Origin of the sequence: Streptomyces sp. AC550_RSS872, from assembly GCF_019049285.1 — a bacterium.
Taxonomy (GTDB): Bacteria; Actinomycetota; Actinomycetes; order Streptomycetales; family Streptomycetaceae; genus Streptomyces.
This window is the reverse complement of sequence record NZ_JAGMUL010000114.1, coordinates 84,251-109,362: the sequence shown is the minus strand read 5'-3', so window position 1 is coordinate 109,362 and position 25,112 is coordinate 84,251. Positions and strand designations below refer to the sequence as shown.

The 25,112-nt window shown below is 70.8% G+C and carries 24 protein-coding genes; 15 read left to right on the top strand and 9 right to left on the bottom strand.

Translation table 11 applies throughout. From position 1 onward, the window contains the following. Nucleotides 1–2 precede the first annotated feature (2 nt). Both KUM44_RS32600 and KUM44_RS32595 read left to right on the top strand, forming a co-directional pair. Nucleotides 3–857 carry an alpha/beta fold hydrolase gene (locus KUM44_RS32600; RefSeq protein WP_217213351.1) on the top strand — a complete coding sequence of 285 codons (855 nt, stop codon included), beginning with the start codon at nucleotides 3–5 and terminating at the stop codon, nucleotides 855–857. After that, nucleotides 854–2,116, top strand: a complete 1,263-nt coding sequence (locus tag KUM44_RS32595; protein ID WP_217213350.1) for a cytochrome P450 — start codon at nucleotides 854–856, stop codon at nucleotides 2,114–2,116. Before KUM44_RS32600 ends, KUM44_RS32595 begins: the two co-directional genes overlap by 4 nt. Nucleotides 2,117–2,146: 30 nt before the next feature. On the opposite strand, the gene KUM44_RS32590 is transcribed toward KUM44_RS32595, so the two are convergent. From KUM44_RS32590 to KUM44_RS32580, 3 genes are all read right to left on the bottom strand, one after another. After that, entirely contained in the window at nucleotides 2,147–3,340 is a 1,194-nt protein-coding gene (locus KUM44_RS32590) for a damage-control phosphatase ARMT1 family protein (protein WP_217213349.1), read from the bottom strand. A gap of 31 nt (nucleotides 3,341–3,371) precedes the next feature. Next, a complete protein-coding gene (locus KUM44_RS32585; RefSeq protein WP_217213348.1) occupies nucleotides 3,372–4,019 on the bottom strand; it encodes a ScbR family autoregulator-binding transcription factor in 648 nt (215 codons plus the stop codon). Between the two features lie 68 nt (nucleotides 4,020–4,087). Continuing rightward, the gene (locus KUM44_RS32580) at nucleotides 4,088–5,026 is read right to left on the bottom strand and encodes a ScbA/BarX family gamma-butyrolactone biosynthesis protein (protein WP_217213347.1); all 939 of its coding nucleotides are present in this window, start codon (nucleotides 5,024–5,026) and stop codon (nucleotides 4,088–4,090) included. Nucleotides 5,027–5,207: 181 nt separating this feature from the next. On the opposite strand from KUM44_RS32580, the gene KUM44_RS32575 reads away from it, so the two are divergent. Then, nucleotides 5,208–5,885, top strand: coding sequence for a ScbR family autoregulator-binding transcription factor (locus KUM44_RS32575; RefSeq protein ID WP_217213346.1), 678 nt, complete (start codon nucleotides 5,208–5,210; stop codon nucleotides 5,883–5,885). A gap of 201 nt (nucleotides 5,886–6,086) precedes the next feature. Here KUM44_RS32575 and KUM44_RS32570 read toward each other — a convergent pair whose 3' ends face one another. Further along, the gene (locus KUM44_RS32570) at nucleotides 6,087–7,898 is read right to left on the bottom strand and encodes a S8 family serine peptidase (RefSeq protein WP_217213345.1); all 1,812 of its coding nucleotides are present in this window, start codon (nucleotides 7,896–7,898) and stop codon (nucleotides 6,087–6,089) included. 408 nt (nucleotides 7,899–8,306) lie between these two features. Here KUM44_RS32570 and KUM44_RS32565 point away from each other — a divergent pair, with 408 nt between their 5' ends. After that, nucleotides 8,307–9,221, top strand: a complete 915-nt coding sequence (locus KUM44_RS32565) for a lytic polysaccharide monooxygenase (RefSeq protein ID WP_217213434.1) — start codon at nucleotides 8,307–8,309, stop codon at nucleotides 9,219–9,221. A gap of 18 nt (nucleotides 9,222–9,239) precedes the next feature. Here KUM44_RS32565 and KUM44_RS32560 read toward each other — a convergent pair whose 3' ends face one another. Beyond that, nucleotides 9,240–9,893: a Tat pathway signal sequence domain protein gene (locus tag KUM44_RS32560; RefSeq protein WP_217213344.1), complete on the bottom strand. Its 654-nt coding sequence runs from the start codon at nucleotides 9,891–9,893 to the stop codon at nucleotides 9,240–9,242. A gap of 666 nt (nucleotides 9,894–10,559) precedes the next feature. Between KUM44_RS32560 and KUM44_RS32555 the strand changes: the two genes are divergently transcribed. The 7 genes from KUM44_RS32555 to KUM44_RS32525 all read left to right on the top strand — a co-directional run bounded on the left by KUM44_RS32555 (nucleotide 10,560) and on the right by KUM44_RS32525 (nucleotide 17,097). Continuing rightward, nucleotides 10,560–11,252: a DUF6230 family protein gene (locus KUM44_RS32555; protein WP_217213433.1), complete on the top strand. Its 693-nt coding sequence runs from the start codon at nucleotides 10,560–10,562 to the stop codon at nucleotides 11,250–11,252. Further along, nucleotides 11,252–11,695: a DUF6114 domain-containing protein gene (locus tag KUM44_RS32550; protein WP_217213343.1), complete on the top strand. Its 444-nt coding sequence runs from the start codon at nucleotides 11,252–11,254 to the stop codon at nucleotides 11,693–11,695. Before KUM44_RS32555 ends, KUM44_RS32550 begins: the two co-directional genes overlap by 1 nt. Nucleotides 11,696–12,202: 507 nt before the next feature. After that, nucleotides 12,203–13,198 (top strand): substrate-binding domain-containing protein, encoded by a 996-nt coding sequence (locus KUM44_RS32545; RefSeq protein ID WP_217213342.1) that lies wholly within the window; start codon nucleotides 12,203–12,205, stop codon nucleotides 13,196–13,198. Nucleotides 13,199–13,340: 142 nt separating this feature from the next. Further along, complete coding sequence (locus KUM44_RS32540) at nucleotides 13,341–15,731, top strand: nitrate- and nitrite sensing domain-containing protein (protein WP_217213341.1); 2,391 nt, start codon at nucleotides 13,341–13,343, stop codon at nucleotides 15,729–15,731. Between the two features lie 11 nt (nucleotides 15,732–15,742). Further along, nucleotides 15,743–16,162 carry a roadblock/LC7 domain-containing protein gene (locus KUM44_RS32535; RefSeq protein ID WP_030047831.1) on the top strand — a complete coding sequence of 140 codons (420 nt, stop codon included), beginning with the start codon at nucleotides 15,743–15,745 and terminating at the stop codon, nucleotides 16,160–16,162. Beyond that, nucleotides 16,143–16,523: a DUF742 domain-containing protein gene (locus KUM44_RS32530; protein ID WP_254390444.1), complete on the top strand. Its 381-nt coding sequence runs from the start codon at nucleotides 16,143–16,145 to the stop codon at nucleotides 16,521–16,523. Before KUM44_RS32535 ends, KUM44_RS32530 begins: the two co-directional genes overlap by 20 nt. After that, complete coding sequence (locus KUM44_RS32525) at nucleotides 16,510–17,097, top strand: ATP/GTP-binding protein (protein WP_217213339.1); 588 nt, start codon at nucleotides 16,510–16,512, stop codon at nucleotides 17,095–17,097. Before KUM44_RS32530 ends, KUM44_RS32525 begins: the two co-directional genes overlap by 14 nt. A 120-nt stretch (nucleotides 17,098–17,217) precedes the next feature. Here KUM44_RS32525 and KUM44_RS32520 read toward each other — a convergent pair whose 3' ends face one another. Continuing rightward, nucleotides 17,218–18,174: an ABC transporter substrate-binding protein gene (locus KUM44_RS32520; protein ID WP_217213338.1), complete on the bottom strand. Its 957-nt coding sequence runs from the start codon at nucleotides 18,172–18,174 to the stop codon at nucleotides 17,218–17,220. Nucleotides 18,175–18,481: 307 nt separating this feature from the next. On the opposite strand from KUM44_RS32520, the gene KUM44_RS32515 reads away from it, so the two are divergent. Genes KUM44_RS32515 through KUM44_RS32500 form a run of 4 tightly spaced genes read left to right on the top strand, consistent with a single transcriptional unit; the run spans nucleotide 18,482 to nucleotide 22,456 of the window. Further along, nucleotides 18,482–20,941, top strand: a complete 2,460-nt coding sequence (locus KUM44_RS32515) for an ATP-binding protein (RefSeq protein WP_217213337.1) — start codon at nucleotides 18,482–18,484, stop codon at nucleotides 20,939–20,941. Beyond that, nucleotides 20,938–21,414 carry a roadblock/LC7 domain-containing protein gene (locus tag KUM44_RS32510; RefSeq protein ID WP_062719686.1) on the top strand — a complete coding sequence of 159 codons (477 nt, stop codon included), beginning with the start codon at nucleotides 20,938–20,940 and terminating at the stop codon, nucleotides 21,412–21,414. Before KUM44_RS32515 ends, KUM44_RS32510 begins: the two co-directional genes overlap by 4 nt. Before the next feature lie 23 nt (nucleotides 21,415–21,437). Further along, entirely contained in the window at nucleotides 21,438–21,878 is a 441-nt protein-coding gene (locus KUM44_RS32505) for a DUF742 domain-containing protein (RefSeq protein WP_217213336.1), read from the top strand. Beyond that, a complete protein-coding gene (locus tag KUM44_RS32500; protein WP_217213335.1) occupies nucleotides 21,875–22,456 on the top strand; it encodes an ATP/GTP-binding protein in 582 nt (193 codons plus the stop codon). Before KUM44_RS32505 ends, KUM44_RS32500 begins: the two co-directional genes overlap by 4 nt. A gap of 101 nt (nucleotides 22,457–22,557) precedes the next feature. On the opposite strand, the gene KUM44_RS32495 is transcribed toward KUM44_RS32500, so the two are convergent. The 3 genes from KUM44_RS32495 to KUM44_RS32485 are packed head-to-tail and all read right to left on the bottom strand — an operon-like array spanning nucleotide 22,558 to nucleotide 25,084. Continuing rightward, a complete protein-coding gene (locus tag KUM44_RS32495) occupies nucleotides 22,558–23,226 on the bottom strand; it encodes an ABC transporter permease (RefSeq protein WP_217213334.1) in 669 nt (222 codons plus the stop codon). Further along, on the bottom strand, nucleotides 23,223–23,912 hold the full coding sequence (locus KUM44_RS32490; protein WP_217213333.1) for an ABC transporter permease: 690 nt from the start codon (nucleotides 23,910–23,912) through the stop codon (nucleotides 23,223–23,225). Before KUM44_RS32490 ends, KUM44_RS32495 begins: the two co-directional genes overlap by 4 nt. Further along, nucleotides 23,909–25,084, bottom strand: a complete 1,176-nt coding sequence (locus tag KUM44_RS32485) for an ABC transporter ATP-binding protein (protein ID WP_217213332.1) — start codon at nucleotides 25,082–25,084, stop codon at nucleotides 23,909–23,911. Before KUM44_RS32485 ends, KUM44_RS32490 begins: the two co-directional genes overlap by 4 nt. Nucleotides 25,085–25,112: the final 28 nt, after the last annotated feature.

Genomic DNA, 25,112 nt, shown 5'->3' with positions numbered 1-25,112 from the left:
GCATGACCTCCTTCTCGCTCCCCCATGAGCTGCACGGCGAAGGCGCCCACAAGGTGTTCGCCGTGCACGGCTGGTTCGCCGATCGGTCCGCCTACGCGGGCGTCCTCCCCGACCTCGACCGTACGGAGTTCACCTACGCGCTCGTCGATCTGCGCGGGTACGGCGCCGCCAAGGACGCCGTCGGCGCGTACACGACCAACGAGGCTGCCCTGGACCTGGTGGAACTGGCCGAACGGCTCGGCTGGGAGCGGTTCTCGGTGGTCGGGCACTCGATGGGCGGCGCGGTCGGGCAGCGCCTCCTCGCCGTCGCGCCGCACCGGCTGCGCAGGCTGGTCGGGGTCTCGCCGGTGCCCGCGTCGGGGCTGGATATGCCGCCCGAGCAGGGGGAGCTGTTCGCGGACGCGGCGCACAAGCCGGAGAACCGGCGCGCCATCATCGACTTCACCACCGGTGGCCGTCGACCGGACGCCTGGCTCGACCGGATGGTCGCCCGTTCGCTCGCCGTCAGCGACCAGAAGGCGTTCCGCGCGTGGCTGGACTCCTGGGCCGGGGAGGACTTCCACACACGGGTCGAGGGTTCCCTGGTCCCCGCGCTCGCCGTGGCCGGGGCCCTGGACCCGGCCCTGTCCGCCGACCTTCTCCGCGGGACGTGGATGACCTGGTATCCACGGGCTGAGCTGTGCGAACTCCCTTCCGCGGGCCACTACGCCATGGACGAGACGCCGCTGGAGCTGATCCGCGTGGTCGAGGACTTCCTGCGCGCGGACGGCGTGGACGGCACGCACGGCACGCACGGCGCGCGCGGCGCAGACGACAGGGACGGCACGAACCGCGTCGACGAAGGCGAGCGGGCGTGACCGTCCACGACGCGCCCTCCGTCCCCGATGTCTTCGACCCCCGGCAGTACGCGACCGGCGTGCCCTACGAGGCCTATCGCGTCCTGCGCGACCACCACCCCGTGGCCCGGCAGGAGGAGTCCGAGGTGCTGGGCTGGCCGGCCGGGCCCGGGTTCTGGGCGGTGACCCGGCACGCGGACGTGGTGCGTGTGCTCAAGGACTCGGCGACCTACTCCTCGTACGTCGGCGCGACCCAGATCCGGGATCCCGACCCGGACGATCTGCCGTTCATCCGCCGCATGATGCTCAATCAGGATCCGCCGGGGCACGGCCGGTTGAGGCGGCTGGTGAGCCGGGCCTTCACTCCCGGCCGCGTCGACCGTTTCGCCAGGGTCGCCGAGCAGCGGGCCCGCACCCTCCTCGCATACGCCGTGGAGACGGCCCGCGCGGCGGACGGCACCGTCGACCTGGTGACCGCCGTGACCGACGACTACGCCCTGCTCAACCTCGCCGACCTGCTGGGCGTACCGGAGGCCGACCGTAGGCTGCTGCTGCACTGGACGCAGCGGGTGATCGGCTACCAGGACCCCGACGAGGCGGGTCCCCCGGTGCTGGACGCGCACGGCAGGCCGGTCAATCCGCGCTCGCCCGCGATGCTGCGCGAGATGTTCGCGTACGCCCGCCAACTGGCCGCGTACAAAAGGCGGTTCCCCGACGACGACGTGATGACCGCCCTCGCCCACGACGCCGACCTCGCCGGGCCCGAGCTGGAGATGTTCTTCTTCCTGCTCACGGTCGCGGGCAACGACACCGTTCGCAGCGCGGCACCGGGCGGGCTGCTGGCACTGGCCGGCCACCCGGAGTCGTACGAGCGACTTCGCGCCGGGGATGCTCAACTCCACACCGCCGTCGATGAGTTGCTGCGGTGGCATCCTCCCGTCCTCACCTTTCGGCGCACCGCCGCACAGGACACGGAGCTGGCCGGTCGTCGCATCCGCGCGGGCGACAAGGTGGTCGTCTTCCATGCCTCGGCCAACCGTGACGAACGGGTCTTCAGCGACCCCGACCGGCTGGATCCGTCCCGTGCGCCGAACCCGCATGTCTCCTTCGGCGGCGGTCCGCACGTCTGCCTGGGCGCGCACTTCGCGCGGCTCCAGCTGCGCGTGCTCTACCGGGAGACCCTGCGGGTACTGCCGGAACTGCGGACGGCCGGACCGCCCAGGCGGCTGGTGTCGAACTTCATCAACGGGATCAAGTCACTGCCGGTGCGGATCACTTGAGCCGACCGGATCACCGGCACGACCCGGCCGTCACGTCCGCACCTGGATCAGCGCATGCGTCCCGCCCGTCCGCCACCGCTGTCCTTCCGTCGCCACCAGCGCCGCCTCGGTCCGGGTGTCGAGCCCGGTGATCACGTCGGACTTCAGGGTGCGCAGGGCGGCGACCGGGCCGGGGAAGCAGGCGGTGACGTCGGCGAACGGCGTGGTCGGCGGCCAGAGCCGGTCGCCGACCAGGCGGCGGTAGTTGAGGTCGCCCTTGAGGAGGGTGAGGGTGGCGGCGGCGAGTTCGTCGCGGAGGTCGCCGGGCATCGCCTCGTACGGCAGCGGGGCGCAGGAGAAGGGGTGGGCGCGGACGGCGAGGCGGCCGTCCGTCAGCGCCGACCAGAGGGTGCGGCCGTAGGCCGCGGCCGCACCCGGTGCGGTCGTCAGCCGGCGCAGGGCGTCCAGTACGTCGGCGTGCGTGGCGTCGGAGACGTAGTACGGGTACGGCTTGACGTGGAGGACCGCCCGAGCGATGCGCCCCTGAGTGAGCAGGTGGGCGACGAGGAGCAGGTCGGGGACGAGTTCGCGGCCCGCGTTGTCGGCGATCAGGCACAGGGTGGCCGAGCCGGAGGGCGGGAGCAGTGACCAGAGGGCCTCGCTGTCGTCGGCCACCAGGGGCGGGGTGTCCGAGGAGGTCTCGCCGTGCGCGGCCGACAGCCGGAAGCCGAGGTCGGCCCGGTTGCCCCAGAGGGAGCCGTGCAGCAGCGCCCGGTCCTGCTCGTGCGCGGGCCGGTCCGCGAGGGCGTCGAGGGCGGCGAGTTCCTCGTCCGTCTCCGGGGCGTCGAGCTCGGCGGTCTTGGAGGGCCGGAAGGGGTCGATACCCTGCCAGGGCCCGGCAGTGAAGTAGCCAACGGCTTCGAGGAGTTGGCGGTAGAAGTAGCTCTCCGACCACAGCCACGGTACGTCGAACCAGGACCGCCCGGCGTAGGCGTCCGCGCCCCAGGCCGTCCAGCGGTCGCGGTCGTGCGCGGCGGCGGGAAGGGGTTCGATCACGCCCTTGGTGCAGTGCGCGAGGAGCGCGTCCAGCGCGCGGTGCTGCTCGGGGCCGTACGGGAAGGACTCCCGTACCTGCTGGATGATCGCGGGATGCCGTTCGGCGAGGACGCTGTGCGGGAACGAGCCGGGTTCGTTCCCGAGGAGCACGGGCGGGAGCGGGGGCGGGGTGTCGGACCTCTCGGGCATGCGCCTCACGGTACCGCGCGTGCCATAGGGCTCATACGGCTCGGATCTCCCGCTCCAGCTGTGTCGCGAGCGTCAGATAGCGGGCCCGCCGGGGTACCGGGACCAGGCCGCGGATCATGATGTGCCACATCTCGGCCAGCCGGCGGGGCTGGCGTGCGACGGGTTCGAGGGAGCGGCCGACGACGCGGGTGCCGACGAAGAAGCACACGAGGGAGTGCGCCGCGGCCTCGGCGTCGACGTCCGGATGGATGTCGGACTCCTTGGCGGCGCCGAGGAGTTTGCGGGTGGTGATGTCCAGCAACTCGGTGTAGGGGTGCCGCAGCGGCGGCCGTATCACCACTCCCCCGGTGGCCAGGCGCAGGCCGGCCCGGGGGATCGGGCCCTCGACGGAGAGCCGCACGATGCCGAACGTCGTGCGCATCAGGGACTCCAGCGAGGTGTAGCCCCGGCCGTCCATCTCGGTCGCGACCTGCCGGGACGCCCGGGACTGGAGCTCCATGATGGCCTGGGCGAGGTCCTCCTTGGCCGCGAAGTGAAAGTACAGGGCGCCCTTGGTGACCTGGGCCTGCTCGACGATGTCGCTGAGACTGGTCGATTCATAGCCGCGACGGTCGAACAGTTCGGCGGCGGCTGTGAGGATCGTGGTGCGGGTCTGTTCGGCGCGTAACTGCCTCGCCATCAGATGGACTCTCCTGTGACGGAAAAGAACGGGTCGTGCCGTTTGTTTCTTGCTCCCCACACGATATCTCAGCGCTCTTCGGTACCCACCCCGCACTCGAAGACCGTCGACTCCCCCTGTCGTCCCACGACTTGCACATCGGTGCCGTGCGCGCCTGACCGGGCCTCGGCCTCTATCCAAACAGGCACGTCAAGTTCGGCGTACTGGTGGAAGACGGCATGGAACGAAGCCGCTGTCCGACGGGTGTTCCGGGCACCGGCCCGGACTGCCTGACGGGCCGCCTCCAGCAGGAGCATGCCCGGTACGTGGTCGAGCGGGTGGTCGAAGAAAACAGCATGTCCGGTATCGACTCGCAGCTGCCAGCCGTCGGGGTGCCCGGCCGGGGCCAGGACGACGTCGGCGGGCAGGGCTCGGTCCACCGCGGCGGGCGGCAGACCGGGCGGGACCGGCAGCGCGGACACGGTGGCCGCGGTGCGTCCGCCGCGCAGTCGACGGTAGACGGCGGCGCTGGTCCAGGTGGCGGCCACGTGCGCGGTCCCGACGAGCTCCTCGCCGAGCCATATCTCCACGTCGTAGCGGAATCCGGCCGGGCGCCCGCCGCGCCGGGTGACGTCCGGGACCGCGATGCGGAGGACGGGTTCGGCGGGGGTGGGGCCCATGACCAGGTGCTCGGGATGCGTGGTGATCCGCAGTTCCCGGAGCACGAACTGGTGGCCCATGGGCACCTCGTAGGCGGTGTGCGCGATGAGGGTGCCGGCCTGGCGGACGGTTTCCGCGACGAGCAGCGGTTCATAGGCCGACCGGTCCGGCGACACGTGTAACTGATGGGCGCGCGGCCACTCGGCGAAGACGGTGAACCGGTCGGTGTCGGTGCTGGTCACACCCGTGAGAAACGTTTCCGCGACCGAAGCGCGGTGGACGAGCTCGCGCGGTACGGTGGCCGTGAGGCCGTCCGGTACCGGGGTCTCGGCGAGCAGGGTCGTGGCGAGTGGCCGCGAGTAAGGCATGTCCCCTCCTTGGGTACCCCCGTGTGTGCGATGACAGACGGCGAGGTGCCCGTGCCGCGAGCGTTAGAGTACGAGCCGACCGGTTTGTTTTTCAATGCGGCCCTGGGTCGCCCGGCCGTGCCCGAACCGCTCCGGCGCACGCCCGGCGCACGGGCCAACTCGGCGCAGCGGAGGGGCTGTTATGGCGAGGCAGGAGCGCGCCATCAGAACGCGGAGGGTGATTCTCGAGGCCGCCGGCGCGGTCTTCGACGAGCACGGTTACACCGCGACGACCATCTCCATGGTCCTGGAGCGGGCCGAAGTGACGAAGGGTGCCCTGTATTTCCACTTCTCCTCGAAGGAATCCCTCGCCCAGGCCGTGCTGGACGAGCAGGTGCCCTTCGCAGCGGTGCCGCCGCAGCCGTGCAAGCTCCAGGAACTGGTCGACATGACTTTTGTGTTCGGGCAGCGGCTGCTCGGGAACTCGCTGCTCAAGGGCAGCGTGCGGCTGGCGGTGGACCAGAGCGCACCGCCGGGGGCCGACCACTCCGGGCCGTTCCGGCAGTGGGCGGACCATCTGGTCGGGCTGCTCGAACGGGCACGTGAGCAGGGCGAGTTGCTGCCCACCGTGGTGCCGAGACAGACGGTGGAGCTGCTGGTCGGGGCGTTCGCCGGGATCCAGTTGATGTCCCGGGCGCTGACCGACCGGGCCGACCTGGCGGAGCGGATCTCGGTCCTGTGGGGGCACCTCCTTCCGAGCATCGCGGTGCCGGGCCTGCTGCCCGGGATCGACCGGGAGCCCGATCGCGGGGCCCGCGTGCTGGCCACCCTCGACGAGGTGGGGGCCGAGTGGGTCGCGGTGGACGCGTCCGGCCGCTGAGCATGCGCGAAGCCGACCGGAGCGACGGTTTCCGTCCCGGTCGGCGGTGCTCGCGGCACACGACGGGCCGGCCGATGCCCCATCCGCACCGGCCGGCCCGCCCGTTTGTGTACGCGCCCTTCGAGGGCGCGCGTTCAGTTGTCGACCAGGTCGACCAGAAGGTCGGCCACGCGGTCGGTCAGAAGGTCAGCTTCCAGCTGTTCAGAAGGTCAGGTTCCAGCTGTTGAGCCGGCCCGTGTCCTGGGCCGCCGTGTCCTGGACGCGCAGCTTCCAGGTGCCGTTGGCGGTCTCGCTGGAGGCGTTCACCGTGTAGGTGGTGTTGACGTTGTCCGCGGAGTCCGAGGAGCTGGACTTGAGGCGGTACGTCGAACCGTCCGGTGCCACCAGGTCGATGACCAGGTCGCCGCGGTAGGTGTGGGTGATGTCCACGCCGACCTGGAGGGCCGACGGGGCGTTGCCGCTGCGGCCGCTGACCGCGATGGAGGACTCGATCGCGGAGCTGTTGTCCGGGATGGCGACGGCGGAAGTGCTGGTGAAGGTGGTGCCCCCCGTGGAGCCGCCGGAGCTGCCGTTCACCGCCTGCACGGTCTTCGCCGCGTCCGCGAGACCCGCGCCGCAGCCGCCGGAGCAGGTGCCGGGCAGGGTGCGGGCGTTGGACTTGATGGCCGACTCGATCTGCGCCGGGGTCAGGGACGCGTTCGCCGACTTCATCAGCGCGGCGAGGCCCGCGATGTGCGGGGCGGCCATGCTGGTGCCCTGGTAGTACTCGTAGCTCTCCGAGGACGGGCCCTGCGCGCCGGAGTTCAGCGTGGACAGGATGCCGTTGGACGTGACGGAGTTGGTCTCGCCACCCGGGGCGGCGATGTCGACGACCGAGCCGAAGTTGGAGTAGTAGGAGCGGTTGCCCTGGCGGTCGGCGGCGGCCACGCTGATGACGTTGTTGCAGCTGGCCGGCGAGAAGTTGGCCGCGTTGGCGTTGCTGTTGCCCGCCGCGACGACGACCGTGGTGCCGCGGTTCACGGCGGCGTTGATGGCGCTCTGGGTCGCGGTGGAGCACGCGCCGCCGCCGCCCAGGCTCATGTTGATGACCTTGGCGACGTTGGTGTTCGCCGGGACACCGGAGACCGTACCGCCGGACGCCCAGGTGATGGCGTCGATGATGTCGGAGTCGAAGCCGCCGCACTTGCCGAGCACCCTCAGCGGGGAGACCTTGGCGCCGTGCGCGATGCCGGCGACGCCCTTGCCGTTGTTGGTGACGGCGGCGATGGTGCCCGCGACGTGGGTGCCGTGCCAGGAGGAGGTGGAGGCCTCGTCGCCGGAGGCGCACTCGTTGGCGGCGGTCCAGTCGCCCGGGTCGGCCGGGTTGCTGTCGCGGCCGTTGCCGTCGTTGCCGACCTTGGCGTCGGAGATGAAGTCGTAGCCCGCGACGATGTTGGCACCGAGGTCGGAGTGGGTGACATAGCCGGTGTCGATGACGGCGACGGTGACCCCGCTGCCGGTGGTGACGTCCCAGGCGCCCGGCACGTTCATGCCGGCGGTGGCCTCGGACAGGTCCCACTGCTTGCCGTACTCGGTGTCGTTGGGCGTGGCCAGCGGCTTGTTCAGCCGGTCCGGTACGACGTAGGCGACCTGCGGGTCGGCCTGGTACTCGGCGACGACGTCGGCGACGTCGCGCTTGGTGAGGTTCTCGCCCAGGTCGACGAGGGCGGCGCCGGAGCCGAGGCGGCGCTGGAAGTCGAGGTCCTCGCCGGCCTCCTTGCCCTTGGCGGCGGCGTCGGCCTCGGCGGCCTTGTTCGACTTGGCCTCGGAAGCGCCGGACTTGTAGCCGACGATGAGGCGCTCGGCCGTGGTGCCGGGGGCGGCCTCGGTCTGGGCCGCCGGGACGGGGGCGGCGGCTTCCTGGCCTGAGGAGTCCTGGGCCACGGCGACCGAGGTGGTGGCAGCCGTGAAGAGCGCGGCGGAGACCGCGGCGGCGGATATCAGCTTCCGTCTGGTGGACGCAGAGGTACGCAAGGGTGTGCCTTTCGTGGCCGGCCGTACTCCGGGCAGCGCGGAGCGGCGGTCGATTCGCTTCGTCCTCGAAGCAGCGGGGGGTACGCCGAGAAGGCGGGTGGGGCAGTGCGGGAAACGCAGGTGGGGCAGTGCGAAGACGCGGGGGCGCGGCGGCCGGCCTGGCGCGAGCTACGACCCGTTCGGGGTTGCCTGTGGGTCAGCTGTGGTCGAACGATAGGCAAAGAGAAGGTCATCGGGATACAGGGGAAACCCTCGATCCGGCTGGAAACCCACCCTCTACGTCGGACGGTTGACCGGTAATGCCGGGCTTTGCCCCCGCTCGTCGCGCGGTGAACACGCCGGGCCTGGTTCCCGTACTGCACAAGGACCCTTCCCGCGCCGGCCGAGGAGACGTTCCGGATGTCCCGGATGCCCTGGATGAGATCGCACCGCACCGCCCTGGCGGCCACCGCCGTCACACCCCTGCTGCTCACGGCGTGGGCGGCGGGACCCGCCCGTGCGCACGGTGCGCCGACGGATCCGGTCAGCCGGGTGTACGCCTGCTCCCCCGACGGCGGCAGCGCGTCCCGGTCGGCGGCCTGCCGGGCGGCGGTCGCGTCGAACGGGGCGCCCTTCACGGCCTGGGACAACCTTCGGATCGCGAACGTGAGCGGCCGGGACCGACAGGTCGTCCCCGACGGGGAGTTGTGCAGCGGCGGACTGCCCGTCTACCGGGGTCTCGACCTCGCCCGCGCCGACTGGCCGTCGACCCGGCTCACGCCGGGGGCCGACCTGACCATGCGGTACGTCTCGACGATCCCGCACACCGGCACGTTCAAGCTCTACCTCACCGAGCCCGGCTACGACCCGGCGAAGCCGCTGTCCTGGTCCGACCTGCCGGAGAAGCCGTTCGCGCAGGTGAAGGATCCCGCGTTGACGAACGGGGCGTACCGGATCAGGGCGACACTGCCGTCCGACCGGACCGGGCGGCATGTGCTGTACACGATCTGGCAGAACAGCAGTACGCCGGACACGTACTACTCGTGCTCGGACGTGGTGTTCCCGGCGAGCGGAGGCGGCGACGCGGGCCGGGACAACGGCCGTACGACCGCGAGCCCTTCGTCGGCGGCCGAGCCGCGCAAGACCGTCTCACCGGCACCTTCCGCCTCCGTCGACGCGGAGAGCCGGCGTACGCGGAACGCCGCCGCGCCTGACAGCACGCCGGTGGCGAACACCGGCGGCACCAGTACGCGGCCCTCGACGCCGATGCTGGCGGGCGGCGCCGCCGCGGTGCTGGTGCTCACCGGCGGCGCCGCCCTGGCACTGCGGCTGCGCAGGAGGTGAACTCCGGCGCTGCGGGCGTCAGTTGACGTACACCGCTGCGCCGCCGGCGGTCACCGGGGCGTACTTGGCGGTGAAGTAGCCGTTGGCGAAGCACAGGGACGAGCCGGAGACCTTGGTGAACCGGGCGCCGGCGAAGTTGATGGTGTTGTCGTCGTTGCTCGCCGTGCCGGACAGGCTGGGGGCCTGGTAGACGCAGTTGATGCTGCCCAGCAGGGTCCGCAGGACGACCGTCGTCTGGATGGCGGAGCCCTCGGCGGGCGTGACGGTGACGGTGCCGTCGGAGGACACGGCGGCGCTGTACGGCAGGTTGTTGACCGTGATGCCGGTGACGCCGAGCACGCCGACCACGTTGGTGGTGCAGCTGGCGGCGTCGAAGGTGTGCGCGGAGACCGACTCCGTCGCGGTGCCTGGTGCGCTCGGGTTGTCCGTCACGGTGGCCGTGAACTGCGACGACTTGCAGGAGATACCGCTCGTACCGGTCGCGCTGGAGTAGAACGTGGCGGCGGTGCCGCTCGCCAGCGGCGCGGTGAGGACCTCGCCGGCCGCGACGGCCGTACCACCGACGGAGCCGGTGGTGAGGACGGTGCCGTCGGCCGCGGACGCGGGGCCTGCCAGGGGAAGGGTGAGGGCGGCGACGGTGCCGGCCAGGGTGAGGAGGGTGCGGGTGCGCATGGGGAGGTACCTCGGCTTTCGTTGCGGGGGTGTGCCCTGAGGGCAGCTGTGCCGCTCAGGGGTTTGAGGGGTGGGGGGTTGCGCGAGTCGGGGTGTGCCGTTGCCGGTCCGTGGCGCCTTCTCCTTACGTCACGGACCGGCAACGGCGGCCCGGCCGGTGACCGGCCGGAGACCCTGGGGAGGGCTCCGGCCGGACCCGGCGGGGGGCGTCCGGCACGGACCGAGGGGGGAAGCGGCCGTGACGGCGCCGTGGAGTGATCTCGCGGAATGTGAAGGACATCAGGTCCGGGAACGCGGGCGGAGGCCACGCGGCGGCGGATCCGGCGCCACGGATCCAGGGGGGAGCCAGGGCAAGTTGTAGACCTGAGTGTCAGTCAACGTCAAGGATCCGGTGGGGAGTTGATGGTGCCGAATGGGTTCCGACGGTTGCCCGAGGGCGCCGCGGAAGCCTTGGAGTCACAGGTGACGCACAATCAACACCCTTTTTTCACAGCTGCCTTGACCCTCAGCTGTAACCACCGGTAACTTCCCGGCAGGCTACTGCGGAGTACGAGAAAGCCCTTGCACCCGCCGGGAGTTGCGAGGGGCGTGCGCCGTGGGCGCTGTCCGCGCCAGGACAACGTGCCGCTGATGCCCTACCCGCACTTAATGCACCTGGGAGCAGTTATGGCCTCGTCCTCGGACGCCACCTCGTCCGCCGACAACACCCCCGAGAACCCGGAAAGCGGTTCCGTGTCCGAAGCGTCCGAAACCCCCGACGCCCCCGCGAGACGCGGGCGGGTCCGGGCGCGCCGAGCCGCCGTGATGGCGGTACCGGCCACCCTCGTCGCCGGCGCCCTCGCGGTGCTCACCGCCGAGGGAGCGCTGGGCGTGCAGTTCGCGATCTCCGGCATGCCCTTCACCGTCACCGCGACCGAGCTCAACGGCACCGGGTTCGAGCAGTTCGGCGGGCTCGACGAGATGGCGCCGGGCAGTCCCAACGCGGGTGACACCGGTGGGCAGGTGCTGGTGGTCACGTCCGCCATCAAGAACGCGACGCTCACGAAGCTGTGCCAGAGCGTGGATCTCGGTGGGACGAACCTGCTCATCACCGCGGGCGGTGGGAGGGAGAAGGTGTCCGCGAGCGATCTGACCACCGACTCGACGGAGTTGTCGGGTGACGCGGCGTTCAGCAACATCGAGATCGGCAACGATGCGAGTACGTTGACCAAGGCCGGGGTGAAGGGGCCGATCGGTGTCTTCAGTCAGCAGGCGGACACTGTGCGCATCGCCGATCTGCGGCAGACCAACTATGCGACGACTGCGGGTGTCTTCAAGCTTCCGGGGCTGAAACTCGGTTTCAGCAGTACGGGTTGCTGATGAGTCCGCGTACGGGATTCCGGTCGGCCTTCCGTCGCTGGCGGGCCGATCGGCCGTTCTGGGGCGGGGTGTTGCTCGCGCTGGGCGGGGCGGAGGTTCTGCTCACCATGAAGGCGTCCGTGAAGGTCATGCTGCATGCCGGTATGCAGGGGCTGGCCGGGTATCTGTTGCCGACGCTGATGGTGTTGCTGGGTCTGCTGATCCTTTTCAATCCTGCGCAGCGGCTCTTTTATTCGGTCACCGGGGTGTTGGTGGCACTGGGGAGCTGGCTCACGTCGAATCTGGGCGGGTTCTTTGTGGGGCTGCTTCTTGGGGTCGTGGGGAGTTGCCTCGCTTTTGGGTGGCTCCCGGATGAAGAACCGAGGCGGTGGCGCCGGCGGCGGCCGCGGCGGGAGAAGGGGGTTGCCGCGACGGTCGGCCAGGAGGCCGGGGAGCCCGCCTGAACCAGGGTCCCTCCGTAGCGTCGTGGGGGCCGGGTGTTCTGGCGGGTGCGGGTACGTGGGGGCTGGTCGCTCAGTTCCCCGCGCCCCTGGGTGGGCGTGGTGACCGTCGGCCGTCCAGTGCCCCGCGACTGACGAGGACGACGCCGTCGGGATCGTGGTCCATCGCCACCGCCGACTTCGCGCCGGACGAGGCCGGGGAGTTTTTCACTGGTCTGGACCTTGTCGAGCCAGCATCGTCCAGGTTCACCAGTGGCGTCCGGACGGTACGGGTAGCGAGGTGATTTTCCGGGACGAGGGGCGGGCGTCGGTCCGGCCTCCCGCCAGCGGTGCATCACGATGTGACAGCATCGACTCACACCACGTGGTTGCATACTTGACTACCGGTGGTCACACGCGATTGGCTCCGCCCCAGCGAGAGTTCACCAGGCCGGGGACCTCCCCGTTCGACTCCGGCCGCGCTCTCGTTCGTTCCTCCGGCTCGGCCGCACAGCGAGGTGCCGCACCCTCATGAAGACCCCACCCCCCTCCTTCGCTTTCACTCGCGCCGCGGCCGTCACGGCCGCGGCCTGTCTGCTGCTGGCCGGCTGCTCCGCCGTCGGCGCGACCGACGACGCGTCGAGCGCGGACGCGGCGGGCACCGCACGGCTGAAGGTCGCCCTCATCACTCACGGAGGCGAGGGGGACGCCTTCTGGGAGCTGGTGCAGAAGGGCGCCCGGGCGGCGGCCGCCAAGGACAACATCGAGCTGACCTATGGACACGACTCCGAGCCCACGGGCCAGGCCGAGTTGATGCGGGACGCGATCAGGCAGAAGGTCGACGGCATCGCGGTGACCCTGGCCAAGCCGACGGCGATGGCCGGTCCGGTCGCCGAGGCGCGGGCGGCGGGCATACCCGTGGTCGGTCTCAACTCTGGTATAGACGAATGGCAGTCGGCGGGTCTCCTCGGGTACTTCGGCCAGGACGAGAGCGTCGCGGGCCGGGCCGTCGGCGACAAGCTGGACGACCTCCAGGCCAAGCACGCCCTGTGTGTCATCCACGAGCGCGGCAACGTCGCCCTGGAGGCGCGCTGTGCGGGCGTGAAGAAGGCGTTCGGCGGCGAGACCGAGAACCTCTACGTGGACGGCACCGACATGGACGCGGTCACCGCCACCGTCGCGGCGCGGCTCTCCCAGGACCCGAGTTTCGACGAAGTCGTCACGAACGGCGCCCAGTTCGCGCTGGCCGCGGTGAAGTCGGCCCAGGAGGCCGACAGCAAGGCCCGTGTCGCGACGTTCGACCTCAATGAGGGATTGGCACAGGCGGTCCAGGCCGGCGACGTTCAGTTCGCGGTGGACCAGCAGCCGTATCTCCAGGGCTATCTCGCGGTGGACTCGCTGTGGCTCTACCGCACCAACGGCAACACGCTCGGCGGTGGCGAGGCCCCCGTCCTCACCGGCCCGGCATTCGTCACCAAGGCGAACGTCGCCTCGGTCGCGAAGTTCGCCGCCAACGGAACCCGCTGACCGGACAGTTCCACGGACGGTGTCGCCAAAGATTCGGTCACGCGTGACGCGTACGCTCACTTGTACGGATAGCATCCTGCGCACCCCCAGCGCTCGTCCCCCCTTCCGCTCCCCGCCCTCCGCTGATCGCCCTAGGACGACAATGTCTCCACGGACAGGTCCCCGGCGCCCCCTCGGCTCCATCCGTCTCTCCCTGATCCTCCTGGCGCTGGTGCCCAGCGTCACGCTCGCCGCCGTCTGGAGCGTGACGACGATCCAGATGTTCTCGGAGGGGCTGCGGCTGCGGTCGCAGACCGAACTGAGCAGGTCGACGGGGGCCATGGGCACCGATGCCACGCTCGCGTTGCAACGGGAGCGCAGCTTCTCGGCCGTATGGCTGGCCTCGCGGCAGGCGGAGGCGCGCACCGCGCTGGACGCACAGCGCGCCAGGACCGACAAGGCGGTCGCGAAACTGCTGGCCCAGTCGGAGGAGATCCGGCAGGCGCCCTCGCGGATCAAGGACCGGCTGTACTCGGTCGTGGCGTCCGTGAGCAGCCTGGAGTACTACCGGGGGCAGGTGGACAACCCGACCGACATCCCGGCCGTCCAGGCGCTGGGCCAGTACACGTCGGTCATCGACGACCAGATCCACGCCTTCCAGGAGCTTTCCCAGGTCGACGACGGCGACCTGACCTCGCAGGCGGGCCCTCTTGTCTCGCTGGAGCACGCGGCAGAGCTGGTGTCCCGGGAGGACGCGCTGCTGACGCTGGCCTCGCCGTCGAAGAAGATGGACGAGAAGACGTGGACCGAGTTCGCCGAGCTGGTGAACACGCGGCGGTGGCTCGTCGCCGACCAGATCCTTCCCGCGCTCACCGGGAGCGCCAAGGCGGAGACCGAGCGGATCCTGGCGAGCCCGCAGTGGCGGACCCTGGAGAAGGTCGAGGACCGGGTGCTCGCCGCCCGGGCGGCGGCGCGTGCAGAGGGGGACATCGCCGTTCCGGACGCGCAGAAGGAGTGGCGGGCCGCGCTGGTCAAGGTCTCCGACGAGTACGAGGTGCTGATCCGGCAGCAGACGACCGCCCTGCTCCAGCGCAGCGGCGACGAGGCGCGCGCTCTGCTGATCAAGGCGGCGTCGCTGAGCGCGGGCGGTCTGGTCGCGCTGCTGCTGTGCGTCTGGATGTCCTGGCGGATCACCCGCTCGCTGTCCCGACGGCTGCGCGGACTGCGCGAGGCGACCCTCGGTCTGGCGCAGGAGCGGCTGCCGGACGTGGTGGCGCGGCTGGAGCGGGGCGAGACCGTCGACGTGGAGCTGGCGACCCCGCCGCTGGACTACGGTCATGACGAACTCGGGCAGGTGGCCCAGGCGTTCAACACCGCACAGCGCACCGCCGTGCACACCGCCGTCGAGCTCGCCGACACCCGGCGCGGCTTCCAGAAGGTCATCCTGGGCATCGCCCGGCAGAGCCAGAACCTGGTCAACCTCCAGCTCACCAAGCTCGACGCGCTGGAGCGCGCGCACCAGGACCCCGAGGTCCTCAAGGGTCTGTACGAACTGGACTCCACCGCCAGCCAGTTGCGCCGCTACGAGGAGAACCTCGTCATCATCAGCGGTGAGCGGCCGGGCCGCAGCTGGAGCGAGCCGGTCGCGCTGATCGACATCCTGCGCAGTGCCGTCGGCGAGGTCGCCGAGTACCAGCGGGTGGAGGTACACACCGAGGAGGAGGTGCATCTCGCGCCGCCCGCGGTGGCGGACGTCATCCATCTGCTGGCCGAGCTGATCGAGAACGCCACCCTGTACTCCCCCGCGCCCGCGCCGGTCGGGGTGCGGGCCGCGATGGTGGCCAAGGGGCTGGCCGTGGAGGTCGAGGACCGTGGCCTCGGGCTGTCCGAGGAGGACTACGCCTCGTTCAACGCCCAGTTGGCCGAGCCGCCGCAGTTCGACGTGGTGGCGCTCGCCGACGACCTGCGGCTCGGCATGTTCGTGATCGCGCGGCTGGCCCAGCGGCACGGCATCGCGGTCACCCTGCGCTCCTCGCCGTACGGCGGCACGACGGCGATCGTGCTGATCCCGCACGACGTCGTGGTGCGCGACGTGGCCGCCCCGGAGCGGGACCAGGTGGAGCACACGGGGGCGGCCGAACCGGAGGAGCCCGTACGGGAGTCCCAACCGGTCGTGCCGGCCCGCACCGCGTCCGAGCGGGCCGCCGCGCCCGCGGCCCGTGACGGCCTGTCCCCCCTGCCCCGGCGTGTGCCGCAGACCAGCCTGGCCGCCGAGCTGCGTGAGGAGATCCCGTCCGTCGAAGAGGAGGACCACCCCGACGACTTCACCGCCGAACGCGCCGCCTCCTCCCTCGCCTGCTTCCAGCGGGGGACGTCGAAGGCCCGCGACGAAAGCGACCATGAGGCCCCGCACGTGCCCAAGGCCGAGGACCAGCGGGTCCCGGCCACTCGGGGGGCGCGTGACGACGGTGCCGGCGAGGGGCCGTCCACGGCCGGCTCGGCCCGTTCCGCCTCCTTCCCCACGTCCTCCACTCCGCCCGCCGACCGTTCATGAAGGACATCGCCATGACACGCCCCACCCCCGCCACGGACACCCAGCTCGATCAGTTGCTCACCGGACTCGTGGAGCGGGTCGCCGACGTCAACCATGCCGTCGTGCTCTCCGAGGACGGTCTGGTGGTGAGCAGGTCCACCGGGTTCCTGCGCGACGACGCCGAGCGGCTGGCGGCGACGGCGTCCGGGCTGATGAGCCTCAGCAAGGGTGTCAGCCTCGACTTCAGAGGCGGGCCGGTGCGGCAGGCGCTGATCGAGATGGCCAACAGCTATCTGATCCTGACCTCGGCCGGGCCCGGCGCCCATCTCGTCGTCCTGACCAACCAGGGCGCGGACGTCGGTGTGGTGGCGTACCAGATGAACATGCTGGTGAAGAAGATCGGCGAGCATCTGTCGGCGGCACCGCGGGCCCATGTCGGCCCTGGCGCGTGAGGTGAGCGGAGACGATACGGCGGGCCGGCTGGTACGTCCCTTCACGCTGACCGGCGGCCGGACCCGGCCCAGCCGCTCCGACTTCACGCTGATCACGACCGTGACGGCGGTGGATCCGCCGCCGGAGCGGGCGGAGCGTCCGCAGCCGGAGCAGACGCGGATCCTGCGGTACTGCGCCCGGCCGGTCGCCGTGGCGGAGCTGGCGGCCCTTCTCGACCTTCCGGTGAGCGTGGTCGCCATCATGCTCTGCGATCTGCTGGAGGCGGGTCTGATCTCCGTGCACCCGCCGCACCCCGTCACCCCCCGCACCCCGGACCTGGACCTGCTGCAGAAAGTGAGGGACGGCCTTGGCCGGCTCTGACCCCACCCTGGCGGCGGTCGCGCCGCCCGACACGGTCAAGATACTCATCGCCGGGGGTTTCGGCGTCGGCAAGACCACCATGGTCGGATCGGTCAGCGAGATCGCCCCGCTGCGCACCGAGGAGCCGCTGACCGCCGCGGGTCTTGGCATCGACGACCTCAACGGCATCGAGGAGAAGCGGGCCACCACCGTGGCCCTGGACTTCGGCCGGATCACCATCAGCCGGGAGCTGGTGCTGTATCTGTTCGGTACGCCCGGGCAGCAGCGGTTCTGGTTCATGTGGAACGACCTGGCGATCGGCGCGCTCGGAGCCGTGGTCCTGGTGGACGTCCGGCGGCCCGAGTCCAGCTTCGCTGCGATCGACTTCTTCGAGCGCCGGGGCATCCCGTTCGTCGTCGGCGTCAACGGCTTCCACGGCGCCCACCCGTACCCCGCCGAGGAGATCAGGGAGGCCCTGGCGCTCCCGAAGCATGTCCGGGTACTGCTGTGCGACGCGCGGGAGCGTGAGTCGAGCCGCGACGTACTGATCGCCCTGATCGACCAGTTGATCGCGGACGCCCGGGAGGCGAGCTAGGACCTGTCGTCACCGAACGCCAGGACGCCACGTTCCACGTCGGCTGCTGAGCGACAGCACAGCGGGGTTGTGACGAGAGACCGTCACAACCCCGCGAAAGCCTGCCGAGTCCGCCGTACGTCAGTCCAGACCGGCCGACTTCAGCCAGGCCTTGGCGACGTCCAGCGGGTCCTTGTTCTCCAGCTGCACCTGGGAGTCCAGGTCGAGCAGCGTCTTGGTGTCCAGCTTGGCCGAGACCGCGTTGAGCGCGTCGACGCCCTCCTTGGAGAGGCCGCTCTTGTAGACCAGCGGGGTCACGTTGGCGAAGCCGAAGAGGTTCTTCGGGTCCTTCAGGACGACGAAGCCCTCCTTGGTGATGGTCGGGTCGGTGGTGAAGATGTCCGCGGCCTGCACGGTGTTCTTCGCCAGCGCCGCCCGGGTCAGCGGGCCGCCCGCGTCCAGCGCCTTGAAGGACTTGAACTTCAGGCCGTACTCGGACTCCAGGCCCTTCAGGCCCTGCTGGCGGGTCTGGAACTCGGGCGAACCGCCGATCACCAGGTCCGGGGCGATGTCCTTGAGGTCCTCGAGGGTGGAGTCGGAGGTCAGGTCGTACTTCTTCGCCGTCTCCGAGTTGAGGGCGACGGAGTCCTTGTCCTCGGCGGGCGACGACTCCAGCAGCGTCAGCTTCGCGTCCAGCTTGGTCTTCACCGCGGCGTTCACGGCGTCGGAGGACTTCTGCTCCGCCTTGGGGTCGAGGTAGGCCAGCAGCGAACCGTTGTACTCCGGCAGGACGGTGACGGAGCCGTTGCGGAGCTGACCGTAGGTCACCTCGCGGCTGCCGATGTTGGGCTGGTACTCGACCTCGATGCCCTTGGCCTTGAGCGCCTCGCCGTAGATGTCGGCGAGCAGGGTGCTCTCGGGGAAGTTGTTCGAGCCGACGACGACGGTGTCGCCGCTCGGCTTGTCCCCGGCGAGCGGGTCGGACTTGTCGTCGGAGGAGGAACATCCCGCCAGCAGCGCCGCCGTGGCGGCGAGCGCGACGGCGGCCGCGCCGGGATGGTTCCTGAGGGACCTGCTGCGTGTGGCGGTGAAAGTCACGATTCCCGTTCCGGATTCAGGGGGTTGGGAGAGCTCTTCCACTGATCCAATCCAGCCGGTTCTCGGTCAGTCAAGTGCGGTCAGGTCACCGATTGGCCTCAAAAATCGGAAGGTAACGGGCCGTTGTGCTCCGGTGTGAAGGAGGGGCGGTTGGGGTGCAGGGGGTCGTAATGGATTCTTGACGTACAGTTCCGGTCACGGAGATCCAGGGGCGGTACCGTCCCCGGCAGAAAGCCGTTTCATACTCGATCAACACCGGTCATGTGCGACCCTTCGCGCGCCGTGTGACGCCCACGAAGGAGGCAGGGTGGCCACTGATGAGGTGGGCGTGCCCCGTCCGCGTCGTATACGTGGCTTCGCCGAGCGCCGGCCGTTCCGGCGCAAGCTCAACCTGCTGGTCGGCGTGCCGCTGACGGTGGTAGCGGCCCTGCTCGCCTATCTCATCGCCGACCAGACCGCGCAGTCGCGCGACGCCGCGGACGCCGCCCGGCTGGTCCGGGAGAGCGTCGAGGTCGCGACCCTCGTGGACCGGCTGGCCGCCGAGCACCAGCAGGCGATCCTGCTCTCCGTACGGCACGAGGCCGCCGAGGGCGGCGAGCCCTCGTCCGCCGCCTACCGCACGGCACAGTCCAGCGTGAACTCCCAGGTCCAGCGGGTGCGCGACGCCTTCGGGGAGCGGCTGCCGCTGACCGAGGCGCAGGCCCTGCGCGGGGTCGAGGGCCTGAGCAGCCTGCGTGCCACGGTGGAGCAGGGCTATCTGCCCGCCAGCAACATCGACCCCGCCTACACCCACGCCGCCCAGGGGCTGATCGACGGCCTGGGCCTGGACCGCAACCCCGATCTCGCGACCTCCTTCACCGGCAGCAAGCTGGACTCGCTGCTGCGTGCGGGCGCCGCCCACAGCGCCTTCGAGACCGGCGTGTTCTCCGCGTCGACCGGTGACTCCAACGCGCTGATCGAGTTCATCGGCGCGATCGGTGCCTACGACGAGTACACCCACCAGGCCGAACGCTTCGCCCGGTTCGCCACCGAGGCACAGGCCGACACTCTCGGAGGGATCAGGTACACCAGCGCGCAGACCACCATCAGCCGGCAGTACTCCGAGCTACAGATCGACCCGGGCGCGGTGCAGGCCGACTCGCCCGCCGAGATCCGCGCGTCGCTCGCCGAGGCGCTCGACTCCTACGGCGCCTACCGCGACCAGGCCAGGACCCGGCTGGCGATCACGACCTCGCTCATCGGGCAGATCGCCGACGAGGCGCAGAGCGCCTCCGACAAGGCGGCGTGGCGTGCGCTCGTGCTGCTGGGGCTCGCCCTGTTCGGCTTCGCCGTGTGGCTGGTGCTGGCCATGGTGGTCCGCCGTTCGGTGGTCCGCCCGGTGCAGGCCCTGACGGACGCGGCCCGGCAGGTCGCCGAGGTCGCCGAGCGCGAGCTGGCCCGGGTGGCCGACGACGACGCCGAGGACGACGGTCCGCCCCGGCTGGGCGCGGTGCCGGTCACCGCGCGCGACGAGATCGGCGAACTCGCCGAGACCTTCAACCAGGTGCAGACGATGGCCGCCGCGCTGCTGGAGCGGCAGGTGCTCAGCCGGCGCAACGTCGCCGAGATGTTCGGCAACGTGGGCCGAAGAGTCAGCAACCTGACCACACGCCAGCTGTCCCTGATCGACGCGGTGGAGCGGGGCGAGACGGACCCCGCGCTCCTGGAGCGGCTCTACTCCATCGACCACATCGCGGTCCGGCTGCGCCGCAACGCCGACAGTCTGATGCTGCTCGCCGGCATCCACGAGGCGGTCCTCGACTCCGGTCCCAGCCCGCTCACCACCGTCGTACGCGCCGCGCTCGGCCAGATCGAGGGCTACCAGCGCGTGGAACTGCGTGCGCGGACCGAGGCCGTGGTGGAGCCGGAGGTCATCGGCGACCTGACGCTGATGGTGGCCGAACTGCTGGAGAACGCGGTGTCGTTCTCGCCCGAGGACAGCCCGGTCGAGGTGAGCGTGGCGAGCGCCGGCGACGACGCGGTGGTCGTCGTCACCGACCACGGCCTCGGCATGACGCCCGATCGCCTCGACGAGGAGAACGCCCGGCTGATCCGCCGCGAGCGACTGGACCTCGTCCCGACGAAGGTCCTCGGTCTGTTCGTGGTCGGCACCCTGGCGCGCCGCTGGGACATCACGGTCACGCTGTCGCGGACGCCGGGCGGCGGTGTGACGGCCGAGGTGACGGTGCCGTCGTCGCTGCTGGTGACGGGGAGCACTACGGGGTCGGCTGCCACGGCGGCCCTGGCGGCGGTCGCCGCCGCCACGACGCCGGCCGCCGCGACGCCCGCCACGAAGACACCTTCGGCCCCCGCCGCCGGGCCCCGGCCGTCGGCCACGGTGCCTACGGAGGCCGTACGGCCGGACAGTGACGCTCCGCGGCCGCTGCCCCGCCGCGTCACGCACCGTGAACCGACACCCGTCTACCATGCCCGCGCCGAACAGCCGGAACCGGCCGTCGCCGCGGCCCGGCCCCTGCGTCGCCGCGTCCGCGGCGCGACCCTGCGGACCACCGCCGAGCCTTACGAGCGGCAGTCGGCGCTCCGGCAGGAGGCGCGGACGCTCGACGCGGAGGCCGTGCGGGCCGCGCTCGAGGAGTTCGAGGCCGCCGTGGAACGCGCGCACCGCGACAGCCGGTCCGGCGACACCGGGGAACACCCCGCCCCCGTCACGACCACAACCCCCCATGAGCAGGACCAGAACGACTCCCCGGAAGGAGCGGAGCAGTGAGCACGTCGACAGGTGGCACCCCGGTGGGAGGCTCCACGCCGGCCGAACTTCAGGCCGCCGCAGCCGACTTCACCTGGCTGCTGAATCGCTTCGCGAAGGAGACGGCCGGCGTGGTGGACGCCATCGCGGTCTCGTCGGACGGTCTGCTCATCGCCGTGTCCGAGCTGCGTGAACACGCCGACTCCGAACGCCTCGCCGCGATCGTCTCCGGCATCACCAGCCTGGCCGCCGGCGCCTCCGGCAACTACGGCCTCGGCGGCCTCAACAAGGTCATCATCGACCTGGAGGGCGGCCACGTCCTGGTCTCCGCGATCGGCAGCGGCGCCGTGCTCGGCGTGGTCACCGACAAGGAGGCCAAGCTGGGCAACATCGCCTACGAGATGACCGTGTTCGCCAACCGCGCCGGTTCCTCCCTCAGCCCGCAGCTCGTGCTGGAGCTGAAGAACAGCGTCGGCGCCGCGTCGGCCCGCTGACGTCGAGGAGGACGGACACCGCCATGGCGGACGGCACCCCACCGCCGGACCCGGACGGCCCGCGGCCCGGCCCCGACGGGCAGCCGGACCCGGTCGGGCCGGCCCCCGCCGTACGGCCGTTCCTGGTCACCGCCGGGCGGGTGGTGACCGATGCCGACGGCCGGTCGATGCCCGTCGAGACCCAGGTGGTGGCCACCACCGAGGGGATCGACGCGCTCGACCGGCTGGCCTTCGAGCGGCACGACATCGTCGCCGTCTGCCGGTTGCCGCAGTCCATCGCGGAGATCGCGGCCCGGCTGCGGCTGCATCTCAACGTGGTGCGCGTCCTCGCCGAGGATCTGCGCGCCGCGGGGCAGTTGACGGTGCACGTGCCCGACTCCGCCGTCGTCCACGACGCATCCGTCCTGCGCAGGGTCATCGACGGCCTGCGCGCCATCCCCGACTCACGAGGGGCCACTCCATGACGACGACTGAACCGGCCACCGTACGACCGCCGCTGCCGGTCAAGATGGTGATCGCGGGCGGCTTCGGCGTGGGCAAGACCACCGCCGTGGGCTCGATCTCCGAGATCGAGCCGCTGACCACCGAGGCCGCCATCACCGAGGTCGCGGCGGGCGTGGACGACCTCACGCACACCCCGCGCAAGACCACGACGACCGTGGCCATGGACTTCGGCTGCCTCACCATCGACCCCACCCTGAAGCTGTATCTGTTCGGCACGCCCGGCCAGGAACGGTTCGGGTTCATGTGGGACGACATCGTCGAGGGCGCGGTCGGCGGGCTCGTCATCGTCGACACCCGGCGGTTCGACGACTGCTACGCCGCCGTCGACTACTTCGAGCACCGGGGCATCCCCTTCGCGGTGGCCGCCAACGCCTTCGACGGCAAGGTCGAGCACACCCTGGAGGAGATCCGCTGGGCCCTCGACGTCACCGACGGCGTCCCGGTCGTCGTCTTCGACGCCCGCGAGCGCACGTCCGTGCGGGACGCTCTGCTGGTCGTCCTGGAACTGGCGTTGGCCCGCACGGAGGCGCTTCGCTGATTTGGCCGTGGTTCGCTGCGGGCCGGTGAGGGCTGGTCGCGCCCACGCGGCGGAGCCGCATATCGATACAGCCCCGCGCCCCTCAGGGCGTTGCCACTCCGCTAGTTCTGCCTGCGCACCCCCGGTGACACCGCGATCCGTGACACCGCCCAGAACAAACCCAGCGTCGTCAACGCCATCGCGGCGACCAGTGTCGCGCCGCCGACGACCTTCTCGTAGTTGCGCTGGTAGAGGCCGTCGATTATGTAGCGGCCGAGGCCGCCGAAGCTGACGTACGCGGCGATGGTGGCCGTCGAGACGATCTGGATGGCCGCCGAGCGCAGGCCGCTGAGGATCAGCGGGAGGGCGACGGGGAGTTCGACGCGCAAGAGGACCGCGGTCTCGGCCATGCCCATGCCGCGGGCGGCGTCCACCGGGGCGGGGTCGACGGAGCGCATCGCCTCGTAGGTGGTGACGAGGATGGGCGGGATGGCGAGCACGACCAGCGGGATCATCACGGGGGCCATGCCCAGGCCCAGCAGGATGAACATCAGCACCATCAGGCCGAAGCTGGGCAGCGCCCGGGCCGAGGTGGCGATGAGCGCGAGTGTGTTGCCGCCGCGTCCGGTGTGGCCGGTGAGCAGGCCGACCGGCAGGCCGACCGCGGCGGCGATGCCGAGGGCCATCAGCGTGTACTGGATGTGCTCGCCGACGCGCGTCGGGATGCCGTCGTAGCCCTGCCAGTGGGCGTTGTCGCTGAAGAAGGAACTGATGAAGTTCAGGACGTTCACCGGGCGGCCTCCTTCACGGCGAGCGTGCGCGCGTTGTTCTTGCGGGTGGCGCGCGGCATCCAGGGCGTCAGCAGGACACGGAGGCCGATCAGCGCGGCGTCGACGAGCAGGGCGAGGACGGCCGTGCCCACCACGGAGAGCCAGATCAGGCGCGGCTGGTTGTAGGTCAGGCCGCTGTTGAGCAGGTTGCCGAGGGCCCCCTCGTTGCCGATCAGCATGCCGACGCTGACCAGGGAGACGCTCGACACGGACGCCACCCGCAGCCCGGCGATGATCGCGGGCGCCGCGATCGGCAACTGCACCTGGACATAGCGCCGTACGGGCCCGAAGCCCATGGCGGTCGCGGCGGCCAGTGTCTCCTGCGGCACCGACCGCACGCCGTCCACGATCGCGGGGACGAGCACCACCAGGCTGTAGACGGCCAGCGGGATCATCACCGTGAGCTCGCTGAGGCCGGTGTAGTCGATGAGGATGACGAAGAAGGCGAGCGACGGAATCGCGTAGAGCACGGTCGTCACCCACAGCACGGGCGCGTACAGCCAGCGCACCCGCACACACAACTGGGCGACGGGCAGGGCGACGAGCAGCCCGACGAGCACCGGGATCAGGGCCTCGCGCAGATGGAGGGCGACCAGTCCGAAGTAGCTGTTCTGGAGGTCGCTGGGCAGGTCGAAGAGTTCGCTCATGGCGCGACCTTGTGGACCTTGTCGCCTTCGTCGGGCTCCGCGTCCGCGTCCCGCGCCTCGTCCGCGGCGATCTCCGCGTGCGCGCCCCGGATGGCCTCGCCGATGGACTGCTGCGAGACGACCCCGGTGGCCCGGCCCGACGCGTCCACGGCGACGGCCCATCCGGTGGGCGAGAGCACGGCGCAGTCGAGGGCGGCCCGCAGCGAGTCGGTGGCGGCGACGAACGGGCGCCCGTAGGGCAGGAGTCGGTCGGCCGTGATCTCCCCGGCGGTGAGGTTCTGCGGCTCGCTCCAGCCGAGGGGCTTGCCGTCGGCGTCGGTGACGAGGAGATACGGGGCGCTGGCCGCGCCGGCCGCGGCGATCTGCTCGGCGGTGGCGTCCACCGTGACGATCGGGGTGGTCAGCGGCTGGAGGCCCGTCGACGGGAAGAACGACAGGCGCCGGATACCGCGGTCGGCGCCGAGGAAGTCCTCCACGAACGCGTCGGCCGGCCGGGACAGCAGCTCGGCGGGCGGCGCGAACTGGGCGAGCCTGCCGCCCGTGCGCATCACGGCGACCATCGTGCCGAGCTTGACGGCCTCGTCGATGTCATGGGTGACGAAGACGATGGTCTTGCCCAACTCCCCCTGGATCCGCAGGAGTTCGTCCTGGAGGCCCTTGCGCACCACGGGGTCGACGGCGGAGAACGGCTCGTCCATCAGCAGCACGGGCGGATCCGCCGCGAGCGCCCGCGCCACACCGACGCGCTGCTGCTGGCCGCCGGAGAGCTGGTACGGGTACCGCTTGGCGAGCGTCCCGTCGAGGCCCACCCGCTCCATCAGCTCCCGTGCCCGGGCCCGGGACTTGTCCTTGCCCCAGCCGAGCATGCGGGGCACGGTGGCGATGTTGTCGAGGATGGTGCGGTGCTGGAAGAGACCGGCGTTCTGGATGACGTATCCCATGGACCGGCGCAGCGTGTTGACCGGCTGCTGCCGGCTGTCGACGCCGTCGATGAGGATGGTCCCCTCACTGGGCTCGACCATCCGGTTGATCATCCGCAGTGTGGTCGTCTTCCCGCAGCCCGAGGGCCCCACGAGGACGGTGATCGAGCGGTCGGGTATCTCCAACGAGAGCCGATCGACCGCCACCGTGCCGTCCGGGTACCGCTTGGTGACTGAGTCTATGCGTATCAAAACGCCGAATACCCTTCGGGTTTGACAG

Excerpts from the sequence above, each read along its gene's own strand:
- KUM44_RS32585 (WP_217213348.1), bottom strand. The coding sequence starts at position 4,019 with ATGGCGAGGCAGTTACGCGCCGAACAGACCCGCACCACGATCCTCACA.
- KUM44_RS32580 (WP_217213347.1), bottom strand. The coding sequence starts at position 5,026 with ATGCCTTACTCGCGGCCACTCGCCACGACCCTGCTCGCCGAGACCCCG.
- KUM44_RS32500 (WP_217213335.1), top strand. The coding sequence starts at position 21,875 with ATGACGACGACTGAACCGGCCACCGTACGACCGCCGCTGCCGGTCAAG.
- KUM44_RS32600 (WP_217213351.1), top strand. The coding sequence starts at position 3 with ATGACCTCCTTCTCGCTCCCCCATGAGCTGCACGGCGAAGGCGCCCAC.
- KUM44_RS32545 (WP_217213342.1), top strand. The coding sequence starts at position 12,203 with ATGAAGACCCCACCCCCCTCCTTCGCTTTCACTCGCGCCGCGGCCGTC.
- KUM44_RS32555 (WP_217213433.1), top strand. The coding sequence starts at position 10,560 with ATGGCCTCGTCCTCGGACGCCACCTCGTCCGCCGACAACACCCCCGAG.
- KUM44_RS32575 (WP_217213346.1), top strand. The coding sequence starts at position 5,208 with ATGGCGAGGCAGGAGCGCGCCATCAGAACGCGGAGGGTGATTCTCGAG.
- KUM44_RS32505 (WP_217213336.1), top strand. The coding sequence starts at position 21,438 with ATGGCGGACGGCACCCCACCGCCGGACCCGGACGGCCCGCGGCCCGGC.
- KUM44_RS32560 (WP_217213344.1), bottom strand. The coding sequence starts at position 9,893 with ATGCGCACCCGCACCCTCCTCACCCTGGCCGGCACCGTCGCCGCCCTC.
- KUM44_RS32565 (WP_217213434.1), top strand. The coding sequence starts at position 8,307 with ATGCCCTGGATGAGATCGCACCGCACCGCCCTGGCGGCCACCGCCGTC.
- KUM44_RS32540 (WP_217213341.1), top strand. The coding sequence starts at position 13,341 with ATGTCTCCACGGACAGGTCCCCGGCGCCCCCTCGGCTCCATCCGTCTC.
- KUM44_RS32490 (WP_217213333.1), bottom strand. The coding sequence starts at position 23,912 with ATGAGCGAACTCTTCGACCTGCCCAGCGACCTCCAGAACAGCTACTTC.
- KUM44_RS32535 (WP_030047831.1), top strand. The coding sequence starts at position 15,743 with ATGACACGCCCCACCCCCGCCACGGACACCCAGCTCGATCAGTTGCTC.
- KUM44_RS32590 (WP_217213349.1), bottom strand. The coding sequence starts at position 3,340 with ATGCCCGAGAGGTCCGACACCCCGCCCCCGCTCCCGCCCGTGCTCCTC.
- KUM44_RS32550 (WP_217213343.1), top strand. The coding sequence starts at position 11,252 with ATGAGTCCGCGTACGGGATTCCGGTCGGCCTTCCGTCGCTGGCGGGCC.
- KUM44_RS32530 (WP_254390444.1), top strand. The coding sequence starts at position 16,143 with ATGTCGGCCCTGGCGCGTGAGGTGAGCGGAGACGATACGGCGGGCCGG.